The 20,104-nt window shown below is 67.3% G+C and carries 17 protein-coding genes and 1 pseudogene; 9 read left to right on the top strand and 9 right to left on the bottom strand.

The features are described 5' to 3' along the window. Positions 1–49: 49 nt before the first annotated feature. The 4 genes from AC1DSZ_RS11120 (at position 50) to corA (ending at position 4,638) form a co-directional block, all read left to right on the top strand. Positions 50–1,822, top strand: coding sequence for an acyl-CoA dehydrogenase (locus AC1DSZ_RS11120; RefSeq protein WP_476838426.1), 1,773 nt, complete (start codon positions 50–52; stop codon positions 1,820–1,822). After that, positions 1,819–2,667, top strand: a complete 849-nt coding sequence (locus AC1DSZ_RS11115; RefSeq protein WP_476838425.1) for an SDR family oxidoreductase — start codon at positions 1,819–1,821, stop codon at positions 2,665–2,667. The genes AC1DSZ_RS11120 and AC1DSZ_RS11115 overlap by 4 nt, the downstream gene beginning before the upstream one ends. Before the next feature lie 34 nt (positions 2,668–2,701). Continuing rightward, on the top strand, positions 2,702–3,565 hold the full coding sequence (locus AC1DSZ_RS11110; protein ID WP_476838424.1) for an SDR family oxidoreductase: 864 nt from the start codon (positions 2,702–2,704) through the stop codon (positions 3,563–3,565). Positions 3,566–3,654: 89 nt separating this feature from the next. Further along, a complete protein-coding gene (gene corA, locus AC1DSZ_RS11105) occupies positions 3,655–4,638 on the top strand; it encodes a magnesium/cobalt transporter CorA (protein WP_476838423.1) in 984 nt (327 codons plus the stop codon). A gap of 605 nt (positions 4,639–5,243) precedes the next feature. On the opposite strand, the gene AC1DSZ_RS11100 is transcribed toward corA, so the two are convergent. The 8 genes from AC1DSZ_RS11100 to AC1DSZ_RS11065 form a co-directional block, all read right to left on the bottom strand. Further along, complete coding sequence (locus tag AC1DSZ_RS11100) at positions 5,244–6,185, bottom strand: crotonase/enoyl-CoA hydratase family protein (RefSeq protein WP_476838422.1); 942 nt, start codon at positions 6,183–6,185, stop codon at positions 5,244–5,246. A gap of 863 nt (positions 6,186–7,048) precedes the next feature. Further along, entirely contained in the window at positions 7,049–7,486 is a 438-nt protein-coding gene (locus AC1DSZ_RS11095; RefSeq protein ID WP_476838421.1) for a hypothetical protein, read from the bottom strand. Between the two features lie 109 nt (positions 7,487–7,595). Next, a complete protein-coding gene (locus AC1DSZ_RS11090; protein ID WP_476838420.1) occupies positions 7,596–8,336 on the bottom strand; it encodes a lysophospholipid acyltransferase family protein in 741 nt (246 codons plus the stop codon). Between the two features lie 92 nt (positions 8,337–8,428). Beyond that, positions 8,429–8,770 (bottom strand): cupin domain-containing protein, encoded by a 342-nt coding sequence (locus tag AC1DSZ_RS11085; protein WP_476838419.1) that lies wholly within the window; start codon positions 8,768–8,770, stop codon positions 8,429–8,431. A 77-nt stretch (positions 8,771–8,847) separates the two neighbouring features. Then, positions 8,848–9,672: a hypothetical protein gene (locus tag AC1DSZ_RS11080; RefSeq protein WP_476838418.1), complete on the bottom strand. Its 825-nt coding sequence runs from the start codon at positions 9,670–9,672 to the stop codon at positions 8,848–8,850. A gap of 427 nt (positions 9,673–10,099) precedes the next feature. Then, a complete protein-coding gene (locus AC1DSZ_RS11075; RefSeq protein ID WP_476838417.1) occupies positions 10,100–11,299 on the bottom strand; it encodes a peptidoglycan L,D-endopeptidase MepK in 1,200 nt (399 codons plus the stop codon). A gap of 757 nt (positions 11,300–12,056) precedes the next feature. Further along, complete coding sequence (locus AC1DSZ_RS11070; RefSeq protein WP_476838416.1) at positions 12,057–13,361, bottom strand: UDP-glucose dehydrogenase family protein; 1,305 nt, start codon at positions 13,359–13,361, stop codon at positions 12,057–12,059. 261 nt (positions 13,362–13,622) lie between these two features. Continuing rightward, positions 13,623–15,251 carry an alpha-D-glucose phosphate-specific phosphoglucomutase gene (locus AC1DSZ_RS11065; RefSeq protein ID WP_476838415.1) on the bottom strand — a complete coding sequence of 543 codons (1,629 nt, stop codon included), beginning with the start codon at positions 15,249–15,251 and terminating at the stop codon, positions 13,623–13,625. A gap of 196 nt (positions 15,252–15,447) precedes the next feature. Between AC1DSZ_RS11065 and AC1DSZ_RS11060 the strand changes: the two are divergent. Further along, a pseudogene (locus tag AC1DSZ_RS11060) lies at positions 15,448–16,164 on the top strand (DNA polymerase ligase N-terminal domain-containing protein); the annotation flags it as partial. 230 nt (positions 16,165–16,394) lie between these two features. Then, positions 16,395–16,946, top strand: a complete 552-nt coding sequence (locus tag AC1DSZ_RS11055) for a DUF1003 domain-containing protein (protein WP_476838414.1) — start codon at positions 16,395–16,397, stop codon at positions 16,944–16,946. A gap of 16 nt (positions 16,947–16,962) precedes the next feature. Here the strand turns inward: AC1DSZ_RS11055 and AC1DSZ_RS11050 are convergent, their stop codons facing one another. After that, entirely contained in the window at positions 16,963–17,133 is a 171-nt protein-coding gene (locus tag AC1DSZ_RS11050; RefSeq protein WP_476838413.1) for a hypothetical protein, read from the bottom strand. Positions 17,134–17,708: 575 nt separating this feature from the next. Between AC1DSZ_RS11050 and AC1DSZ_RS11045 the strand changes: the two genes are divergently transcribed. The 3 genes from AC1DSZ_RS11045 to AC1DSZ_RS11035 all read left to right on the top strand — a co-directional run bounded on the left by AC1DSZ_RS11045 (position 17,709) and on the right by AC1DSZ_RS11035 (position 20,074). Beyond that, positions 17,709–19,109, top strand: a complete 1,401-nt coding sequence (locus AC1DSZ_RS11045; RefSeq protein ID WP_476838412.1) for an undecaprenyl-phosphate glucose phosphotransferase — start codon at positions 17,709–17,711, stop codon at positions 19,107–19,109. A gap of 114 nt (positions 19,110–19,223) precedes the next feature. After that, a complete protein-coding gene (locus AC1DSZ_RS11040) occupies positions 19,224–19,562 on the top strand; it encodes a hypothetical protein (protein ID WP_476838411.1) in 339 nt (112 codons plus the stop codon). Positions 19,563–19,588: 26 nt separating this feature from the next. Then, positions 19,589–20,074 (top strand): hypothetical protein, encoded by a 486-nt coding sequence (locus tag AC1DSZ_RS11035; protein ID WP_476838410.1) that lies wholly within the window; start codon positions 19,589–19,591, stop codon positions 20,072–20,074. The last annotated feature ends 30 nt before the right edge of the window (positions 20,075–20,104 follow it).

The following is a 20,104-nucleotide window of genomic DNA, read 5'->3' as shown; positions in this document are numbered from 1 at the left end:
GGTCGCGTGAGCGGCCGACGCAACGCTGCGCTCCGGGAGAAACACGCCGATGACCTACCGCGCCCCTGTCGAGGACATGCTGTTTACGCTGCGCCATGTCGCGGGCCTGGATCGGCTGACTGCGGACGGCCTCGCGCCGGAGCTCGAGGGCAACATGGCGCCCGCCATCCTGGAGGAGGCGGCGCGCTTCGCGGGCGACATCATCGCGCCGCTCAACCGCATCGGCGACAAGGTCGGCTCCCAGCTGCGCGACGGCGTCGTCACCACGCCGCCCGGCTGGCGCGAGGCCTACAAGAGCTGGACCGACGCCGGCTGGAACGGCCTCACGGCCGACCCGGATTTCGGCGGCCAGGGCCTGCCGCAGCTCGTGCAGGCGGCCTGCGTGGAGATGTGGAACTCGGCGTCCTTCGCCTTCGCGCTCGGCCCGCTGCTCACGGCCGGAGCCATCGAGGCCGTGAAGGCGCACGGCTCGGAGCATCTCCAGCAGACCTACCTCGCCAAGCTCGTCTCCGGCGAGTGGATGGGCACCATGAACCTTACCGAGCCGCAGGCCGGCTCGGACCTCAACGCCCTGCGCGCCAAGGCGGAGCGGGCCCCTGACGGCACGTACCGGATCTTCGGCCAGAAGATCTACATCACCTATGGCGAGCACGACCTCACCGACAACATCGTCCACCTGGTGCTCGCCCGCCTGCCGGACGCGCCCGCCGGCACGCGCGGCATCTCGCTGTTCCTGGTGCCCAAGTTCCTGGTGAACGCCGACGGCTCGCTCGGCGCCCGCAACGACGTGCGCTGCCACTCCATCGAGCACAAGCTCGGCATCCATGCCTCGCCCACCTGCACGATGGTGTATGGCGACGAGGGAGGCGCCGTCGGCTGGCTGATCGGCGAAGAGAACCGCGGCCTGGCGTGCATGTTCACGATGATGAACAACGCCCGCCTTAATGTCGGCCTGCAGGGCGTCGCCATTGCGGAGCGCGCCTTTCAGCAGGCGCTTCATTATGCGCAGGAGCGCCGGCAGGGCCGGGCCCCCGGCTACAAGGGCGAGGGCATGAGCCCCATCGCCGAGCATCCGGACGTCCGCCGCATGCTGCTGCGCATGCGCGCGCAGACGCAGGCCGCCCGCGCCCTGTGCTACCGCGTCGCCGAGGCGCTGGACCGCGCGCACCGCGAGACCGACCCCGCCGCCCGCAAGGCCGCCAACGAGCGCGCCGCGCTGCTCACCCCCATCGCCAAGGCCTATTCCACCGACATCGGCGTGGAAGTCGCCTCCATGGGCGTGCAGGTGCATGGCGGCATGGGCTTCGTGGAGGAGACCGGCGCCGCCCAGCACCTGCGCGACGCCCGCATCGCCACCATCTACGAGGGCACCAACGGCATCCAGGCCATCGACCTCGTGCAGCGCAAGTTGCCGCTGTCCGGCGGCGACACCGTGCGGGGCGTCATCGCCGAGATGCGTGAGACCGTCGCCCGGGTCGCGGGCGCCAACGCGCCGGGATTCGGCAAAACGGCCGAGCGCCTGCGCGACGCCGTCGACAGCCTGGAGCGCGCCACCGCCTTCATGATGGAGGCGCTGGGAGCGCGCCCCAACGACGCGCTCGCGGGCGCGACCGACTACCTCAAGCTCTTCGCCCTGGCGCTGGGCGGCGCATCGCTTGCCGCCAAGGGCCTTGCGACGGGCGATGACGCCGGCCAGGCCGCGCGCGTCGCCAGCGCGCGCTTCTTCGCCGAGCAGGTCGCCACCGAGGCGCCCGCGCTGGAGCGCGCCATCGTGGACGGCGCCGGCGCAGTCGAGGACGGCGCCCTGGTTCTGGTGGCGTGAGCGCCGAGCCGCGCCCGCTGGCCGGCAAGGTCTGCATCGTCGCGGGAGCGTCCCGCGGCGTCGGGCGCGGCATCGCGCTGGGGCTCGGCGAGGCGGGCGCCACGGTCATCTGCAGCGGCCGCTCCACCCGTTTCGGCCACCGCACCGAAGGCCGCCGCGAGACCGTGGAGGCCGCCGCCGAGGCCGTGGAAGCCGCCGGCGGCCGCGGATACCCCTATGTCTGCGACCACACCGACACCAAGGCGCTCTACGCTTTCTCGGCCTATGTGATGCGCCGCTTCGGCCCGCCGTCCGTCGTCGTTTGCTCGGTCTGGGCCGGCGCGGAGGGCTTCGACGGCGCCCGCCATGCCGACGGCACGCCGTTCGGCGCGCCCTTCCACGAGCGTTCGCTGGCGCCCTTCGAGCCCGCGCTCGAATCCGGCGCCTATGCGGCGCTCGCCACCGCCCGCGCCTTCGCGCCGCTGATGACGCCGGTCGGCGCCGGCCTCGTCGTGGTGGTCGGGTTCGATGGCGAAGGCCGCCCGCTTGGCGACATCTTCTACGATCTCGGCAAGGCGGCGGCCCTGCGCGCCTCGCAGCTCATGGCGGCCGATCTCGCGCCGCACGGCGTCACGGTCGCGCACCTGTCGCCCGGCTTCGTCCGCACCGAGCGGGTGGAGGATGCGGGCCTCGCCGCTCAGTCGACCGAAACGCCGCTCTATGCCGGCCGCGCGGTCGCGGCGCTTGCGGCCGATCCCGCCGTCCGGGATCACGGCGGCGCCTCGCTCTTCGTCGCCGATCTGGCGCGGCGCTACGGCTTCACGGACGCGGATGGAACCCAGCCCGGGCGCTTCGTTCCGGGCTGATCCAGGCGGATTCTGTTTCTCAGGGGAGGCGTTCATGTCATTGGCCGGAAAGACCTTGTTCATCACCGGAGCCTCGCGCGGCATCGGCCTTGCGATCGCCCTCAAGGCGGCGGCGGACGGCGCCAACATCGCGGTCGCGGCCAAGACCACCGAGCCGCATCCCAAGCTCGAAGGCACCATCTACACGGCCGCGGACGCCATCGAGCAGGCCGGCGGCAAGGCGTTGCCCCTCGTGGTGGACGTGCGCGAGGAAGCGTCCGTCGCCGAGGCGATCGCCAAGACGGTCGAGACCTTTGGCGGCATCGACATCCTGGTCAACAACGCCTCGGCGATTCAGCTCACGCCGACGAGCCAGACCGACATGAAGCGCTTCGATCTGATGCACCAGATCAACACGCGCGGCACGTTCATGGTCTCCAAATACGCGATCCCGCATCTGGCGCGCGCCGCGAACCCGCACATCCTCATGCTGTCGCCGCCGCTCGACATGAAAGAGAAATGGTTCGCCCCGCATCTCGCCTACACGATGGCGAAGTTCGGCATGAGCCTGTGCGTGCTCGGCCTCGCGGGCGAGCTGCGCCAGCAAGGCATCGCCGTGAACGCGCTCTGGCCCCGCACTACCATCGCGACCGCGGCCGTGAAGAACCTGCTCGGCGGCGACGCCCTGATGCGGGCTAGCCGGACGCCCGAGATCGTCGCCGAGGCGGCCTACCGTATCTTTGGCAAGCCCTCGCGAGACTTCACCGGTCAGTTCCTGCTGGACGACACGTTCCTGGCCGGGGAGGGCGTGACGGACTTCGACCAGTACCGACCCGACCCGACCCAACGCCTCTTCGTGGACTTCTTCGTGCCCGAGGACAGCCCTGCGCCGGCGAGCCTCGATCCGCTGGAAAGCTGAGCGATCCTCAACTTGCGCGTGACGGCGCCGTGCGCTCAGGTAAACCTGACACGCAGGGCTTTGCGCCACCCCCGCTCACCGGAGCCTGAATGATCATCGTCTACAACGCCGCCGTCGCTCCGGCGGCCGGCTTCGACAAGCGCGTGCTGCAGGGTGGGCAGGAGATCCCGCGCGGCGTGGTCTGGATCGACCTCATCGAGCCGACCCGCGATGAAGACCGGCAGGTCGAGGCCTATCTGGGCGTCAGCATCCCGACCCGCGAGGAAATGAGCGACATCGAGCCCTCGGAGCTGCTCTACACCGAGAACGGCGCGCGCTACATGACGGCCCGGGTTGTCTACCGGGTGGAGCAGGACCCCGAGATCACGGGCCTGACCTTCATCCTGAAGGACCAGACGCTCGTCACCGTCCGCTACGCCGAGCCCAAGGCGTTCCAGATGTTCAACAACCGCATCGCCCGGCCGGAAGGCTGCGCCGGCAACGCCGAGGCCGTGCTGGCCGGCTTGGTCGAGACCATCATCGACCGCGCCGCCGACGTGCTGCAGGAGACCGGCGCCAACATCGACGCGCTGTCCAAGATGGTGTTCGAGGCGCGGCCCCAGCCCGGCAGCCGCCAGGCCGAGCACCAGGACACCCTGCGCGCGCTGGGGCGCTATGGCGACCTGATCTCGAAGATCCGCGAAAGCCTCGTCTCGGTGGAGCGCCTGCTGCTCTTCCTCTCGGTCAGCTACCGCGCCGCGCGCGTCCCCATGGAGCTGCGCGAGGAAGTCCGAACCACGCTGCGCGATCTCCAGTCTCTCGAGGAGCACGCGACGTTCCAGTCGCAGAAAATCCAGTTCCTGCTCGACGCCACGCTGGGGCTGGTGAACCTGGAGCAGAACAACATCATCAAGCTGTTCTCGGTGATGGCCGTCATCTTCATGCCGCCCACCCTGATCGCCTCGATCTACGGCATGAACTTCAAGCTCATCCCGGAACTCGACTGGACCCTCGGCTACCCCATGGCCCTCGGCCTCATGGTGATGGCCGGGCTGCTGCCCTACGTCTTCTTTCGCTGGAAGCGCTGGCTGTAGTTCTTCCGGGTCAAACAGCCACTGGACTTCGCCCCTTCACCCTCATCCCCGGGCGTGACCCGGGGATCCACGCGCTGGGCTCCCGCGTGGATGGCCGGGACAAGCCGGGCCATGACGGAGAGAGGCGGCGGCGATCAATCAAACAGGGCGCGGCCTCAGTCACACCCTCCCGTCATTGCGAGGAGCGCAGCGACGAAGCGATCCAGACGCCGGGCGGAGGGCTCCGCGCCTTCTGGCCCAGCCTTAGCTGGATTGCTTCGATGTCGCTCGCAATGACGGGGAGGGTTGTGCAACTAGCTCGCGTCAAAACCACCAGCGCGAGCCGTCTCGGCCGTCATCCCCGGCGGCGCGGAGCGCCGGGAAGGGGATCCAGGAGTGAGCGCCTTTGCTCTGGATCCCCTTCCCGACCTGCTGCGCAGGTCGCCGGGGATGACGGCCCAACGACTGGGCATTCCCTCTGACGACGGCCCACCCTCCCGTCATTGCGAGCGCCAGCGAAGCAATCCAGCCTACAACCCGGGCGTTAGGCTGGATTGCTTCGCCTCCGGCTCGCAATGACGGGGAGGGCGATCGGCACGCCGAGGGGACGACATCCCTGCCTGCGCTCACGCAGCGGCTTGGTTCCTAAGTCGGCGTTTCTGGGCGGCCATCAGGTGGGCCATGCGGCGGAGGTCTTCCTCCCGCAGGCGCATGGCGGTGTCGACCCAGATGTCCGTGACGTCCTGCAGTTCACGCAGCGCCGGCCCCGCGACGCGCTTGCGGACCGCGAACAGCGCGCGGCGGGCCTCGTAGGTGCGGGATGTCGCCGCGATGTAGCGCTCCACGGCCTGCACGCCTTCGCCATCCTCGGCGACGACGTCCACCAGGCCCATCTCGTGCAGGTCCTGGGCCGAATAGGTCTGGCCGCTGAGGATCATCTTTTCCGCCCGCATGGCGTCGAGGCGCCGCGTCAGCAGGGTGTAGGCGCCCATGCCCGGGAACAGGTTGAACAGGATCTCCGGCAAGGCGAACTTGGCGCTGCGCTCGGCGATGATGATGTCGAACGACAGAGCCGCCTCGAAGCCGCCGCCCAGGGCGTCGCCTTGCACCAGCGCGATGGAGACGATCGGCAGGCCCTCGCCGAGGTTGCTGTGCACCGCCTCCACGCACTGGTAGGCGTATTGGCGCAGGCCTTCGCGGTCGCCATTGCGGATCTTCTCGGAAAACAGCCGAAGGTCGCCGCCGAAGTTGAAGATGCGCGGCACCCGCGAGCCGAACACGAAGTAGCGCCCGCGCTCGGCTTCAACCGGCTCCTGAAGGTTCTCTTCCACCATGCGGCGCAGCCCGATCAATTCGCGCAGCAGGGTAGGCGTGAAGGCCGGGGTCGCCCGGGGCTTCATGAAACTCCAGATGATCCGCTCGCGCGGGCTCCAGTCCAGATCGATTTCGTCGAAGTGGCTCGTCGCCATGGAGATCGGCAGCTCGGGTGAAGGACTATGCTGCCGTTGAGGGTTGGTCAGCACCGGCGTCAGGTGTGAAACGCCATAGGCCTCGGATCGAGCCGACATCATCGCTATACTCCAAGCGCTCCGCCACGGACGCTGAAGTCATCCTTAAGAAGAAGTTAAAAACCGCGCCATCAATACAATTCGTTAACCTTAACAAGGCAGGTAGACGTCGGCGCCAGGCAAACATCGTATATGCCATAGCCAATTCATACACGAAGCAACTACAGCGAAAACCTACCATATATCAATTGAAATAATGATTGGCAGCCCTGGCCGCCCGGGTCGTCGTCAAGCGGGCAGAGGGAGGGGTGTCCCACACTGAACCTGCGCAGCAATGGCGATCGGCCGTCCCCGTGCTGTCGACGTTGCCCTGTTCAGAGGGCTCGCGCTTTCGTTCGGCGGCGCGGTCCGGTCGCCCCAAGTCTGAAAGCGAAACCAAAGTGATCGTGAAAATTCATCTGTAATCGCGCATGCGCATATCGGCGAATGGGCGTTTCCGGACGATCAGAGATCGCCTCGCGTCACATTGATTTAGGACATGGACGGCGGTGCGGACCGGTGTAATCTGGATCGTAAACGCATGAATACTCGGCCCGATTGGGCGTCGGAAATTCGGCTAACTAAAAACAGTAGACAGGGACGGGAATGCTTGGTCGTGCGGTAAAGCGCGTTGCGCAGTTCTGTGATTCGAGTGGCGAGCTCCATATCGGGCTGGATCGTCCGCAGGGCGCTCTGCCCGCTGATGTGCAGATCCTGCTCGTGAACGACCTGTTGAAGCCGACCAGGCTGCGAACCGGCCCCCGCGGGGTCATCGCCTATGCGTTGACCGAGCGGGCAGGGCTCTACGCTGACGCTCGGCCTCTGCTGAGCAAGGCGCGGCAGCCGCGCACTTCGCCATCCAGCTCCGTCGCTCGTTGAGCCGCTCAGGCCACGCGAAGCGCGGGTTCGGTCTGTCGCTCGGCCTGCTGAACTGTCACGCGAAGCAACTCCGAGCTGAGCGTCGCGGTGCGATCGCGCTCGGCCGCGAGGTCCAGCAGCGCGGAACTCAAGACCGAGCGGATCTGGTCGAGTTCGGCCTGCAGGCGAGCGAGATCTGGCGAGGGTGAGGGCGGCGTGGCAGGCGCTGTCGTGGCGGCGTCCGAAATGATGGAATTACCCGGCCGCGAGCCGCCGCCATCGACGGTCCGGATATAGGCGCGGGTGAGTTCGACGCCCAGGGTCGGCGAGAGCTTGACGCGGGTTTGTCCGTCGCTGCATTGGCGCCGCGGCCAGGCGGCCGCAATCACGGCGTCGCGCGTTTCAGCCGGCGTCCTGCCGAAATGCTCCGCGAGTTCGTCGTAGGTCGCCCAAATCTGCGGCATGACGCGGTTCCCGTGTGACCGCTCAAATCTGCCCGCAACCTCTTCAAACTGCGTGAAAAAACCTGGTTGAGGAGGGGTTCCGGAAAGGCCCGGAAACCCCGCGATCGCGTCAACCCTTCGCTAACTCCAGCATCTCTTCCGCCTGCTGCACGAATGCGGAAGGCCGCAGGCCGGCCGGGATCGCCGGGAGGTAGTTCACCACGATCGTCCCAGGGCGCTTGTAGGGCAGGCCGAGGCCCCAGAACCGACCGGAGTTCAGCGCCATCGGGACCACGGGCCGCCCCAGCGTGGCGTAGAGAAGCTCGACGCCACGCTTGAAGGCGACCCGGTCGCCCACATTGGCGCGCGTGCCTTCGGGGAAGATCAGGATCGAGCGACCCTGTTCCAGCGCCGCCCGGCTCTCGGCCACCATCTTGCGCACCGCCGACGAGCCGCTTTCGCGATCGATCACGATCATCGGCGACCGGCTCAGGAACCAGCCGAACACCGGGATGCGCAGGAGCTCGCGCTTGGCCACGATCGCGACCTCGGGGAACAGCGCCAGCGAAGCGAGCGTCTCCCAGGCGGATTGGTGGTTGGCGATGATCAGGCACGGCTCGGCGGGGACGTTCTCTCGCCCGACCTCCCGGTAGCCGAGCCCGACGACGAATTTCAGCAGCGCCAGCACGCCCCGGCTCCACACGCGCGTCGCACGGCGCACCGCGCGCGGGGGCGATCCGCAGGCCCACAGGCACAGGATCACGGGCGCGAACAGAGCCGTCCAGCCGGCCATCGCGACGTCAAAGGCGCGTGAGCGCGCGCGCTCGACGCCGTTGCGCAGCGTCGCGCGCCAGGTCCGGGTATTCTCCATAGCGGCGGATCCGAGCAGACTGACCTCCCTGGACAACGCGGCAGCCGCCTCTTCGGACGGCGCGCGCGGCGCTTCGACGACGGACGGCGTGGTCATTGTTGCGCGCCCTGCGCGAGGGCGAGCATCTCGAGCTGGGTGGGATCCTTCACCTCGATCTCGATAAACGCGATCGGGTGGGGCGAGCCGTTCATGACGTCGTGCTCGATCCCGGCCGGGCGCCGGTAGGACTGCCCGGCGTCGAGCGGGACCTCCGTCTCACCCGCCGCGGTCTGCACCCGCAGCACGCCGGGCGTCAGCATCACGACGAAATACGGGTAGCCATGCGTATGCCAACCCGTCACCGCGCCGGGCTCGAAATCCCAGCGCGTGATCCGCGCCACCGCGTCATCGACCTGCTGCGTCGGCACGGCCGGTATGTCACACTTGAACGCCATCGAAACCCCCGAGCCCCCGAATCGCGCCAGGGCCGGGCCTCATTATAGGGTAATTGCGGCGGTTTCCGCGCGGGCGCCTAGCCGCGATACGCGAAGGTGAAGCGGGCGCCCGGGCGCGGCGTCGCACGCACCTGCGCGCGTGAGCGCGCGAGGCCCGCGCTCACGCCCTCCGCGGCCACGGTCGGGCCCATCACGAACACGCCGCGCCCGCCCGTGCGCTCATACGCGCGCCTGATCATGGCCAGGAGCAGGCGCCAGCCCGCGCCCCCGTTGTCCCGCGCCGACGCGCCCTCGAGGTAATACGTCGCCTCCCCGAAATCGATGCCCGCATAGGCGCTGAGGGTGGTGGACCCGGCCGATATGGTGGCCGCGGCGGCGTGGTCGCGCATGCACCAGGTGCGGGCGATCGAGCGCAGCGCCATGCCGACGGGCGACTTCGGCACGTCCTTGTCGCGGTACATCCGGATCCGCATCGTGCTCAGCGCCGGGCTGTTGAGCAGCGCGAATGGTCCCGTGCGCAACTCGATTTCAAGGTCGCCATGGATCCGCGAGGCTTTGCGCTCGTTCCGGATCACGTTGGTGCTGACCGAAGCCAGATAGTCGGCCCAGCTCGCCCAGCGCTCGAACTCGATGAGGTCCAGCGAGGTCGGCGAAACCTCCCGCAGCTCGACGTTGCGAAGCGTGGCGACGACGGCGTCGCGCGCCGGCCCCGGATCCCAATCGGAGCCATAGTGGTAAAGCCCTGGCCCCAGCGATTTCAGGGCCGCGCCCAGAATGGCCGGCCAGCGGTGCTGATGCTCCGGAGCAACCTGCAACGTATCCAGAAACGCGCCTTCGCCCCGACGCATGCTGAGCGCGAACTGCGCCACGCGCACCGGCCCGGAGGGCTGAAGCTCGAGCACCTCGCCGCGGCGTATGGAGGACCAGGTGTGGTGATCGTAGCGCCAGCCCGCCGCCGCCCGATACGCGCCACGAAACGATGCGCCCGACCTCTGGGCAAACGCGTCCCATTCAGCCCTGCCGACATCGCAGGGACGGCCAACGAGCTGAAGCGCATTCCAGCTTCCAGCGGCAGGCAAAGGATCCGTCTTGCCCCCAAGAACGCTGAACAGCGTACTCGGCGTGGCGGCGGAAGGTGGGCGCATGAATGAATCCTAGGCGAGGCCCTTAGTTTGACGGCATCTTGTAGGGTTGGGAACTTGTAATAGTCTTTAACGGCTCCCGCTTTGGGCTGTCTCAACAGCGCAAAAGGTCTACCTCCCGAAACATTGATGCAGGATTCTTACCAGAGTTGGCGCGCCAACGAAGTGTTTGTAAAGATTTCAAGGATCAAGGCGAATCGGACAGCGAGGCGGTGCGCAGATTTCGCACCGCGGGACCGCTGAACCGCGACAGGCCAAGGTCGGTCGCCGGCCCGAGCGTGAAGCGAATGTCCAGCATCACGGCCTCCGGCGGCGCGAGGGCTTCGGAGCCGGGCGCGGACGCAAGCTTGACCGTGGCTTGCGCGATCCGAACCGGGCCGCGGCTGGCGGGCTTGGGCTGCACCGAGAATAGCGCCTGCACGGCGGCGTCCTGCGCGTCGGCGGTCGACCAACCGGCCTCGCGGCTGAGAAGCCCGGCCATCATCGACGCCATCGCGACCTCGCCGGTTCCGGACGGCGCGGCGGCGGTCATGACGGCGCCGGGGAGGTCGAAGGGCCGCCGCAGCGGAAGCGGGGGCCCGCTCGCCGGCTGCGGGTCGGCCTCCACATAGGACGAGGCCGACGCAGGCAACGCGCTCGCCACCTGCTCCGGAGCGCCCGATGCTGGCGCTGCGTCCGTGTCTCGCGCGCCGAACAACGCCGCGAAGAAGCTCTTTCGGGCCCCGATCGGCGCTTCGGCGACCATCGTGGTGGTCACGCCTTCCACGGTCTCGCCGCGCGCCAGCAGGGCGGCTTTGGCCTCCTGGTATCCCGCCAGCGGCTTGCCGTTGGCCGGCAGGTGAACGGTCTTCCCGTCCGGGAACAGCTTGGCGAGCTGGTCCTGCCCCATGCGAGGCCAGGCGCGGATGCTGCCCGTATCCACATGAACGAACTTCTCGGAGCTGTAATAGCCGACGCCGCCATGCTGGAGCCGCATCGCGGTGGCGCGCAGCCGGGCCGTGTCCACGTCGGCGAGCCGGATGTCCATGGCCTTGCCGAGCATGTGCTGGCTTTGCTCGGCCACCGCCCGCGAGCGACGATGCAGCATCGCGTTGGTCACCGGAGACCGATAGGCCGAGATGATCTGGATCGGAGCCTTGCTGCCGCTTTCGCGGTAGGCCTCCCACACGACGTCAAACAGCCGCGGATCCATGCGCGTCTGCTGGTCGTTGCGCCAGTCGCGCAGAAAATTGTTGAGCTTCTCCAACCCATCCGCGTCGAACACGCCGTTGCGGCGATAAGTGATCGTCGCGGTCTCGTTGCGATGGGTGTGGAACAGCGTCAGGGAGCGTTCATCCCCGAACGCGAGGGCAGGGGGTCCGTCCCTGGTGGCCACGAGGGTCGACACGGCGAGAACGCCCGCGGTGATGCGCAGCCAACGGCCCGCAGAGGCGGTCCTGCGCCCGCCCTTCCGTTCAGCCTTCAAAGGATCGCCCCTCCAGCTTGCGTCAGATCTCCTGTTGATCGGGGGATCAAGCACGGATCAGCCAGCAAGATCTATTAGGCGGTTTGGTCTAGATCGTGGCGAGACGGATGTTTTTGCGCCGTTACGTAGTCATACGGGCGCAAACGCGAGCGTTGCTGCCGGGATAGATCAGGAATTGCGGCGATGATCAGGTGGTATGGCTCAGTCTATGCTTGGCCTTAACCGTCGAGGTTCGGTCATCGTTTTAGATTGCCGTGCCGTCATTTCGAGCGGCAGCGAAGCAATCCAGCCTAACGCCTGGGCTCTAGACTGGATTGCTTCGCCTCCGGCTCGCAATGACGGCGAGGCGCACGAGGACGGCAATTCCCGCGCCGTCATTGCGAGCGACAGCGAAGCGATCCAGCCTAACGCCTGGCCTCTACGCTGGATTGTTTCGCCTCCGGCTCGCAATGACGGCGAGGCGCACGAGGATGGCGGTCCCTCGCGCCGTCATTTCGAGCGACAGCGAAGCAATCCAGCCTAACGCCAGGCAATAGGCTGGATTGCTTCGCCTCCGGCTCGCAATGACGGCGAGGCGCACGAGGATGGCGGTTCCCCGCGCCGTCATTGCGAGCGACAGCGAAGCAATCCAGCTGATGCCTGGCCTCTAGGCTGGGTTGCTTCGCCCGCAGGCGCGCCCTCAGGGGCGGCCGATGCCCACATAGTTGAAGCCGCGGCGCTTCATGTCGTCGGCGCGGTAGATGTTGCGCAGGTCGACAACCACGGGCTCCTTGAGCAGGCGCTTGACGCGGCTGAGGTCGAGCGCCCGGAAGGCGTCCCATTCGGTGACGATCACGAGCGCGTCGGCGCCTTCCACGCAGTCATATGCGTTGGGCGCGTATTCGACATCGCGCAGCATGGTCTTGGCCTGCTCGACGCCCTCGGGATCATAGGCGCGCACGGCGGCGCCCTGGTCCTGCAGGGCGGTGATCAGCGCCAGCGAGGGCGCGTCGCGCATGTCGTCGGTGTTCGGCTTGAAAGTAAGGCCCAGCACCGCGATGGTCTTGCCGCGAACGGAGCCGCCGCAAGCGGTCACCACCTTGCGGGCCATGCCGCGCTTGCGCTGGTCGTTCACCGCCACCACGGTCTCGACGATGCGCAACGGCACGGCCGCGTCCTGGCCCGTCTTCACCAGCGCGGTGGTGTCCTTGGGGAAGCACGAGCCGCCATAGCCGGGGCCCGCGTTCAGGAACTTGGAGCCGATGCGGTTGTCCGAGCCGATGCCGCGCGCGACCTCCTGGACGTCGGCGCCGACCGCCTCGCAGAGATCCGCGATCTCGTTGATGAAGGTGATCTTGACCGCCAGAAACGCGTTGGCGGCGTATTTGATCAGCTCCGAGGTGCGGCGGCCGGTGAACATCAGCGGCGGCGTGTTCAGCGACAGCGGGCGATAGAGCTCGCTCATCACCTCCCGGGCATGGGCGTCGTCGGTGCCGATCACGATCCGGTCCGGGCGCTTGAAGTCGCCGATGGCGGCGCCTTCGCGCAGGAACTCGGGGTTCGAGACCACGTAGTAGGTCCCGTCCGGACGCGTCTCGCGCAGGATGCGCTCGACCTCGTCGCCGGTGCCGACCGGCACGGTCGACTTGGTGACGACCACCAGCGGCCCGGCGCTGAGCTCGGCGATCTCCTTGGCGGCCGCATAGACGTAGGACAGGTCCGCATGGCCGTCGCCGCGGCGCGACGGCGTGCCGACCGCGATGAAGACCGCCTCGGCGTCCTGGATGGCCTCGCTGAGGTCGGTCGTGAAGGAGAGGCGGTGCTCGGCGACGTTGCTCTCGACGAGGTCGTCGAGACCCGGCTCGAAGATCGGCATGACGCCGTTCCGGAGCGCTTCGATTTTGCCGGCGTCCTTGTCGACACAGGTCACCGTATGACCGAAGTCAGCAAAGCAGGCCCCGGAGACGAGGCCCACATAGCCTGAACCGATCATCGTGATGCGCATGGCGAGAACCTCTCGTCTTCGTTTCGTGCATGAGGGGGGCTGTATGTCGACTGCACGGCATGGATGCAAGGACCCTGCCGCCGAGCCCCCCGAGTTGAAGCTGCAACGCAGCTGGAGCTGGTCCAGCAAAGACCAGCAACCTTTGTCGTCAGTGTGGCGGCGTCCCTTTCGTCGTCGCCGGGCTCGCCCGGCCACTCACGCAGCAGGCCGCGGCGCGCCGTCCTGGGCTGGCCCGACGACGCCGGAAACGCCAACAGGCGCCTAGGTGATGACGCTCGGAATCTTGCGGCCGGTGTGCCGCTCGATTCCGCCGATCTCGTGCGAGAGCGCGATCAGATCCGAAAGCGCCTCCTGCGTGTCCAGGCCATGCTGGGCGGGGTCGGCTACGTAGCGATCCACATAGACGCGCAGCGTTGCGCCGGCGGTGCCGGTGCCCGACAGGCGAAAGATCAGGCGCGAGCCTTCGGTAAACAGGATGCGGATGCCCTGGTTGCGCGAATCCGATCCGTCCACCGGGTCGTGGTAGGCGAAATCATCGGCGCCGGCGATTTCGAGCGCGCCGAATCGCTGCCCCTTGAGGCCGGGCAGCTTGGCCCGCAGCTCCTCCACCATGGCGTTGGCGCCCGCGGCCTCGACCTCCTCGTAGTCGTGGCGCGAATAATAGTTGCGGCCGTAGGTCGCCCAATGCTCCCGCACGATCTCGGCCACGCTCTGGCGACGCGCCGCCAGGATGTCGAGCCAGAGCAGGACCGCCCAGAGCCCGTCCTTCTCGCGGACATGGTCGGAGCCCGTTCCGGCGCTCTCCTCGCCGCAGATCGTCACCAAGCCGGCGTCCAGCAGATTGCCGAAGAACTTCCAGCCGGTGGGCGTTTCGTAGATCGCGATGCCCTTGGCTTTCGCGACCCGGTCGGCCGCCGCGCTGGTCGGCATGGAACGGGCCACGCCCGCGATGCCGCCCGCATAGCCCTTCGCCAGATGAGCGTTCGCGGCCAGGATGGCGACGCTGTCCGAGGGGGTGACGAACTGCCCCTTGCCGATGATGAGGTTGCGATCGCCATCGCCGTCCGAGGCCGCGCACAGGTCCGGCCCATCGGGCGACATGGCGAGATCGTAAAGTTCCTTGGCGTGGACGAGGTTGGGGTCGGGATGATGGCCGCCGAAATCCGGGAGGGGCGTGCCGTTGATCACCGTGCCGGGCGCTGCGCCGAGCGCTCCTTCGAGGATCGCGGTCGCGTAGGGGCCGGTGACGGCCGACATGGCGTCGAAGCGCATGCGGAAACCGGACGCGAACAGGGCCCGGATGCGGTCGAAGTCGAACAGCGATTCCATGAGGACCTGGTAGTCCGCCACGGGATCGATCACCGACACGGTGGCGTCGCCGACCGTGACATCGCCCAGCGCGTCGAGATCGACGTCCGGGCCGTCCACGTAGTGGAGCTGGTCCACCGTGAGCGTGCGCGCATGGATGGCGTCAGTGATCTTCTCGGGCGCGGGCCCGCCATTGCCGATATTGTACTTGATGCCGAAATCGCCATCCGGCCCGCCCGGATTGTGGCTGGCCGACAGGATCACGCCCCCATAGGCCCCGAGCTTGCGGATCAGGTTCGAGGCCGCCGGGGTGGACAGGATGCCGCCCCGCCCGACCACGATACGCCCGAAGCCCTTCGCGGCCGCCATGCGGATCACGATCTGGATGGCCTCGCGATTGAAGAACCGCCCGTCGCCGCCCAGAACGAGCGTCTGGCCCGCCGTTCCCTCCAGGCTGTCCATGATCGCCTGCACGAAATTGTCGAGGTAGCGCGGCTGCTGGAAGACCGAGACCTTCTTTCGCAGGCCGGACGTTCCGGGCTTCTGGCCTTCGAAGGGCGTGGTCGCGACGGTTTTGATCATGGACAGGGACCTACGAAAATGACGCCCTCGATGGGGGCCGGGAGCCACGAATGCACGAACTATGTCGTGCGATGGAGGGGTGGGCGCAATGCCAAATGCGCCCGGGAGCGGCGAACGCGTGCGCCGGCCCGGCGCACAGGAACCCGGAACCGCGCTGGGGGTTTCGCTGAAGCCCTCGCGTCGGAGTGGATCAAACGTGCAAAACGAAAAGCTGTCGGCCTACCGCGCCAAGCGCGACTTCGGGAAAACGGCCGAACCGAGCGGCGACGAGCGGACCGCGGCCGGCGAACGCCGCCGCTTCGTGATCCAGAAACATGCGGCAACGCGCCTGCATTATGATCTGCGGATCGAAATCGACGGCGTGTTCAAATCCTGGGCGGTGACCAAGGGCCCGTCGCTCGACCCGCACGACAAGCGCCTCGCCGTGGAGGTGGAGGACCACCCGCTCGCCTATGGGGACTTCGAGGGCACGATCCCGGCCGGCGAATATGGCGGCGGGACCGTGATGGTGTGGGACCGGGGCTACTGGGAGCCGGAAGGCCCGCTCGGCCCCGAGGACGCGCTGGCCAAGGGCGACTTCAAGTTCCGCCTGGAGGGCGAGAAGCTGCACGGCAGCTGGGTGCTGGTGCGCATGAAACGCAACCGCCCCGGCGACAAGCGCACCAACTGGCTGCTGATCAAGCACCGCGACGAGTTCGCCGTGGATGAGAAGGGCGACGCCGTGCTGGCGCAGGACCGGTCGGTCGCATCCGGGCGAACGCTCGACGCGATCGCGGCCGGGGAGGGGAAGGCGCCGAAAGCTTTCGTGGACCAGGCGAGCCCACCCGCACGGGCGGACGCCGTTTGGGGCCAGGACGAGCCGGCTGAGGCGAAGCCGAAGGTCAGGCGCGCGGCCGGCAAACGGCCGGCGAAAGCCGTCGACGGCGAGGCTTCGGGCGCGGAGGCTGCTTCTCACGCCAAGGCTTCCGGGAGGAGGGTTGCCAAGGCTCCGGCGGCCGCCCGGTCTTCGACCCAAAAGAGCAAGAGAAACAAGGCTCTCGCCGGCGATCAGTCGGCCGCCAAGCGCCCGGTGGCAAAGCGGCCGGTGAAGAAGGGCCCAGCCGCAAAGCCCCCGGGGGCGGCGGCCGGGGCGGACCAGCGCCGATGAACGCGCAGAACCCGCTGTCCACCGATCCTGACCAGACCGGCCTGAGCTCCGTCCTGCACCGCAACATCGACGCCTTGCGCGAACGCCGGGAGCGCGAAGCCAAGGCCGCCACGCTCGAGGAGCGCATCGCCGGGCTGGTGACGCGGTTCACCGGCAGCATGGCGTTCGTCTACATCCACCTCGCCGCGCTGGCCGTGTGGGTGAGCTGGAATGCCGGGCTGATCCCGGGCCTGAAGCCGTTCGATCCCTCTTTCGTGATCCTCGCGACCGAGGCGTCCGTGGAGGCGATCTTTCTTTCGACCTTCGTGCTGATCAGCCAGAACAGGGCGTCCGCGGCGGCGGACCGGCGCGCCGATCTCGACCTGCAGATCAATCTGTTGGCCGAGCACGAAGTGACCCGCCTGCTTCAGCTCACCGCCGCGATCGCCGCCAAGGTGGGGGTGACGGAGGCGCACCGCCCCGAACTGTCCGAGCTCAAGCGCGACGTGGCGCCCGAGGCCGTGCTGGACCGGTTGGAGGATGTCGAGGACGAGAGCGGGGCGCCGTGACCCCGCTCGCAGCCGTTCACCAGATCGCGAACAGGCGGCCGGCGCCCCAGCCCAGGAACCCGAGCCATCCCGTCATTAGCAGGACGCAGCTCCCCGCCATCGCGGCGGCCACCAGTCGGTCGGACGCGTGATCCGGCCGGGCGGCGACGCTGATCGGTGCGGCGCGACGCTGATCGGCGTGATCCATGAAAGTCTCCACGTTAGGTCAGGACCAGCACCTTAGGGGCGCGTTGAAACGGCTCTGTGACGCCGAATCGCCGGCCGCTTCACACAGCCGTTAAGCGCCACGATTTAGGCCGGACGGCGCCCGGATGGCGACGGCTTAACATTGAGCCCGCCGATGCAGCAGGACGCCGCCGCGCGAGGCGCCGCACTTGTGCTTGGGGCTCCAAAATGGAGTCAAATCATGCAGGACGGAGTCAAGAATTAGGCAGCACTCGCACCAGCTCAGTTGGAGCTTGCCGAATAGATCATGGGTTCGCGTATGGAACATCGCTCCAATCTATGCGTTCGGGGCAGGGTGACGCCAAAACCGCGCCGGTAAAAATTGCCTTAACATCTCGACAAATGCTTGAGGTTTCGGGCGAACACATGCGCCAAACGACTCGTTAAGCCTCATGCTCTGCGGCCACGGTTAACCTCAACATGGTGCACCGCACCTTGCATGTTGAATCCAGCGTTAAAGCCAGTTAAGAAAGCTGGGTTCGCCAAAGGGGTCTAAGCATGGATGCGAAGCCGATCGCCGGCCCGGACTTAACGCCCATGGCCAATCGGTGGGTCGCTCCGGTCTCGTTCAACAATGTCGGGATCGTGGTCTTCGCGGTCGACATGCTGCTGATCGCACTGGTCGGCATCGCATGCAGCGCCGCCTATCAGGAAGCCACCTACGGGGTGGTGGCCGACCTCTCCCGCTATGTCGGCGTCGCCCTCGTGGTCTGCACCATCTATGGCGGCGCGGCCCATCTGCGCTCGCTCTACGAGCCCCTCTCGATCATCAAGGAGCGGCGCGACGGAGCCAAGGTCGCGGCGATCTGGACGTCGGTCTGGCTGTTCCTCACCGTCGTCGCCTTCGTGCTGAAGATCGGCGACGTCTTCTCCCGCGGCGCCGTTCTGAGCTTCGCGCTCGCCGGCGGCTTGTCCCTCATCATCGCTCGGGCCATCTGGCGCCGGCTGATTCGCAATGCGCTCGCCTCAGGCAGCTTCAAGGCCCGCCGTGTGGCCCTGATCAGCTTCGGCGCCGCCAACGGCCGCAACGTGCTCAAGCACATGTCCCGCCATGGCGTGCACCCCGTCCAGCGCCTTGCGCTGACCTCCGGCCCCGCCGGCGACAGCTGGCAGGTCGCGCTGCACAATTTCTGCAACGACCTGCGCGGCTCGGACGCCGAGGAGATCTACGTCGCCTGCGGCTGGGCCGAAGCCGCCCAGGTCGTCTCGTCGCTGGAAATCTTCCGCGCCCTGCCGCTGCCGGTGCGACTTGTCGCGGATGGCGACTTCGCGGATTTCATGTCCCGCCCGGTGCGCCACATGGATTCGGTGGTAGCCGTCGAGATGCAGCGCGCGCCTCTCGGCCTCCTCGAGCAGGGCGCCAAGCGTGGCCTCGACATCGCGGTCGCGAGCGTCGCCATCGCGCTGCTCAGCCCGATTTTCCTGCTGCTGGCGCTCGCCATCAAGGTCGAGAGCTCCGGCCCGGTGCTGTTCCGCCAGCAGCGCCAGGGCTTCAACGGCCGCACGTTCCGCATCCTGAAGTTCCGCAGCATGCGCGTTCAGGAAGACGGCGCGACGGTGCGCCAGGCGCAGAAGAACGACCGCCGCGTCACCAAGGTCGGCCGCTTCATCCGCAAGACCAGCCTCGACGAGTTGCCTCAATTGCTGAACGTGCTGCTCGGCAACATGTCGCTTGTGGGCCCGCGCCCGCACGCGGTTGCGCACGACAACTACTATGACGGCGTGATCGCCGACTACGCCCTGCGCCGCCACGTCAAGCCCGGTCTCACCGGCTGGGCCCAGGTCAACGGCTGCCGCGGCGAAACCCCGACCATCGAGAGCATGGCCGAGCGCGTCTCCCACGACCTCTGGTACATCGACAACTGGAGCCTGTGGCTTGACGTCAAGATTCTCGTGATGACGCTGCGCGAGTTGAAGGGTTCGAAGCGAGCCTATTGAACGGGAAACTTTTCGCTACGGTGAGGCTTTAAGCCCGAATTCGTTCAACTGAGCGTTAACTGAGCCATAACCACGCTGCTCGATAATGGCCACGGTAGGTGCCGTATGCGAGCCATGGAAAACACGCCAGAGGGCCTGTCGGCCGAAATCTACGCTGAGCGTGGCGAGTTGCTGGCCACCGTCGCGGTCGTCGCTCTGAGTCAAACCGGCGCGCGACTGAACGTTCTCGGCGCGACCAGGCTTCCCGATCAGTTCATCGTCAAGTTGGACGAGGACCGTATCCTTGCCGCGCGCGTGCGGTGGCGGCTCATCGGCGAGCTCAGCGTCTACTTTCCAGAGCGTTGCGCCAAGATCTACAAACCCGAAATAGACCAGCGGACCGTCGCGCTCGTGCGGGAGATCGAGGCCTTGAAGCGGGACCTCGCGCTGCACAAGGCCATGTCCAGCGTATGAACCGGCAGCTGAGCCCGGAGGGCGCCATGAACAGCGAATCGAGCCAGCGCGTTCTTCTGCCGAGCGATTATGAGTCGATCCACGCCGCCGTCATGGAAACCACGCGGGGGCGGTCGTTCCTCGAGGAGTTCGCCCGACGAAACCGCGCCGCGGACACGATCCTGATCCTGAACGCGCTGCGAGAAATCACCGGCCGGCAGACAAGCAGTGGATCCGACGCGATCCCCACGGCGCAGCGCTCCGATGACCCCTCGCAGGGATCGTGGCCGGTCGTCGAGGCCGGACCTGTGGTTCAGCAGGGAAGGGCGGCGTTGCTCGCGATACTGTCCGCTGTGGAGCGGATCCAGGAAACCGGCTGGCGCTTGCAGGCAAAGGGCTCCGATGCGGAATGCTGCAGCGTGATCGACGCGCAGGTCCGGGCCATCTATGAAGCTGCGCCCATGCAGGAATTGGCGCTGGTCAGCCTCGCGCAGGAGAGCCTGATCGGGGCAGGATCGGCCACGGCCGCCTAAGCTGGCCGGCGTGCCTGCGGGTAAGCGATC

Source organism: Alsobacter sp. P4_H11 (assembly GCF_056400925.1).
The sequence above is the reverse complement of the archived record's forward strand: the minus strand, read 5'-3'. Positions and strand labels throughout refer to the sequence as shown.

Bases quoted from the DNA above. Each gene is read 5' to 3' on its own strand.
- AC1DSZ_RS11120 (WP_476838426.1), top strand. From the start codon at position 50: ATGACCTACCGCGCCCCTGTCGAGGACATGCTGTTTACGCTGCGCCAT.
- AC1DSZ_RS11110 (WP_476838424.1), top strand. From the start codon at position 2,702: ATGTCATTGGCCGGAAAGACCTTGTTCATCACCGGAGCCTCGCGCGGC.
- corA (WP_476838423.1), top strand. From the start codon at position 3,655: ATGATCATCGTCTACAACGCCGCCGTCGCTCCGGCGGCCGGCTTCGAC.
- AC1DSZ_RS11100 (WP_476838422.1), bottom strand. From the start codon at position 6,185: ATGTCGGCTCGATCCGAGGCCTATGGCGTTTCACACCTGACGCCGGTG.
- AC1DSZ_RS11095 (WP_476838421.1), bottom strand. From the start codon at position 7,486: ATGCCGCAGATTTGGGCGACCTACGACGAACTCGCGGAGCATTTCGGC.
- AC1DSZ_RS11090 (WP_476838420.1), bottom strand. From the start codon at position 8,336: ATGGAGAATACCCGGACCTGGCGCGCGACGCTGCGCAACGGCGTCGAG.
- AC1DSZ_RS11085 (WP_476838419.1), bottom strand. From the start codon at position 8,770: ATGGCGTTCAAGTGTGACATACCGGCCGTGCCGACGCAGCAGGTCGAT.
- AC1DSZ_RS11070 (WP_476838416.1), bottom strand. From the start codon at position 13,361: ATGCGCATCACGATGATCGGTTCAGGCTATGTGGGCCTCGTCTCCGGG.
- AC1DSZ_RS11065 (WP_476838415.1), bottom strand. From the start codon at position 15,251: ATGATCAAAACCGTCGCGACCACGCCCTTCGAAGGCCAGAAGCCCGGA.
- AC1DSZ_RS11055 (WP_476838414.1), top strand. From the start codon at position 16,395: ATGAACGCGCAGAACCCGCTGTCCACCGATCCTGACCAGACCGGCCTG.
- AC1DSZ_RS11050 (WP_476838413.1), bottom strand. From the start codon at position 17,133: ATGGATCACGCCGATCAGCGTCGCGCCGCACCGATCAGCGTCGCCGCC.
- AC1DSZ_RS11045 (WP_476838412.1), top strand. From the start codon at position 17,709: ATGGCCAATCGGTGGGTCGCTCCGGTCTCGTTCAACAATGTCGGGATC.
- AC1DSZ_RS11040 (WP_476838411.1), top strand. From the start codon at position 19,224: ATGGAAAACACGCCAGAGGGCCTGTCGGCCGAAATCTACGCTGAGCGT.
- AC1DSZ_RS11035 (WP_476838410.1), top strand. From the start codon at position 19,589: ATGAACAGCGAATCGAGCCAGCGCGTTCTTCTGCCGAGCGATTATGAG.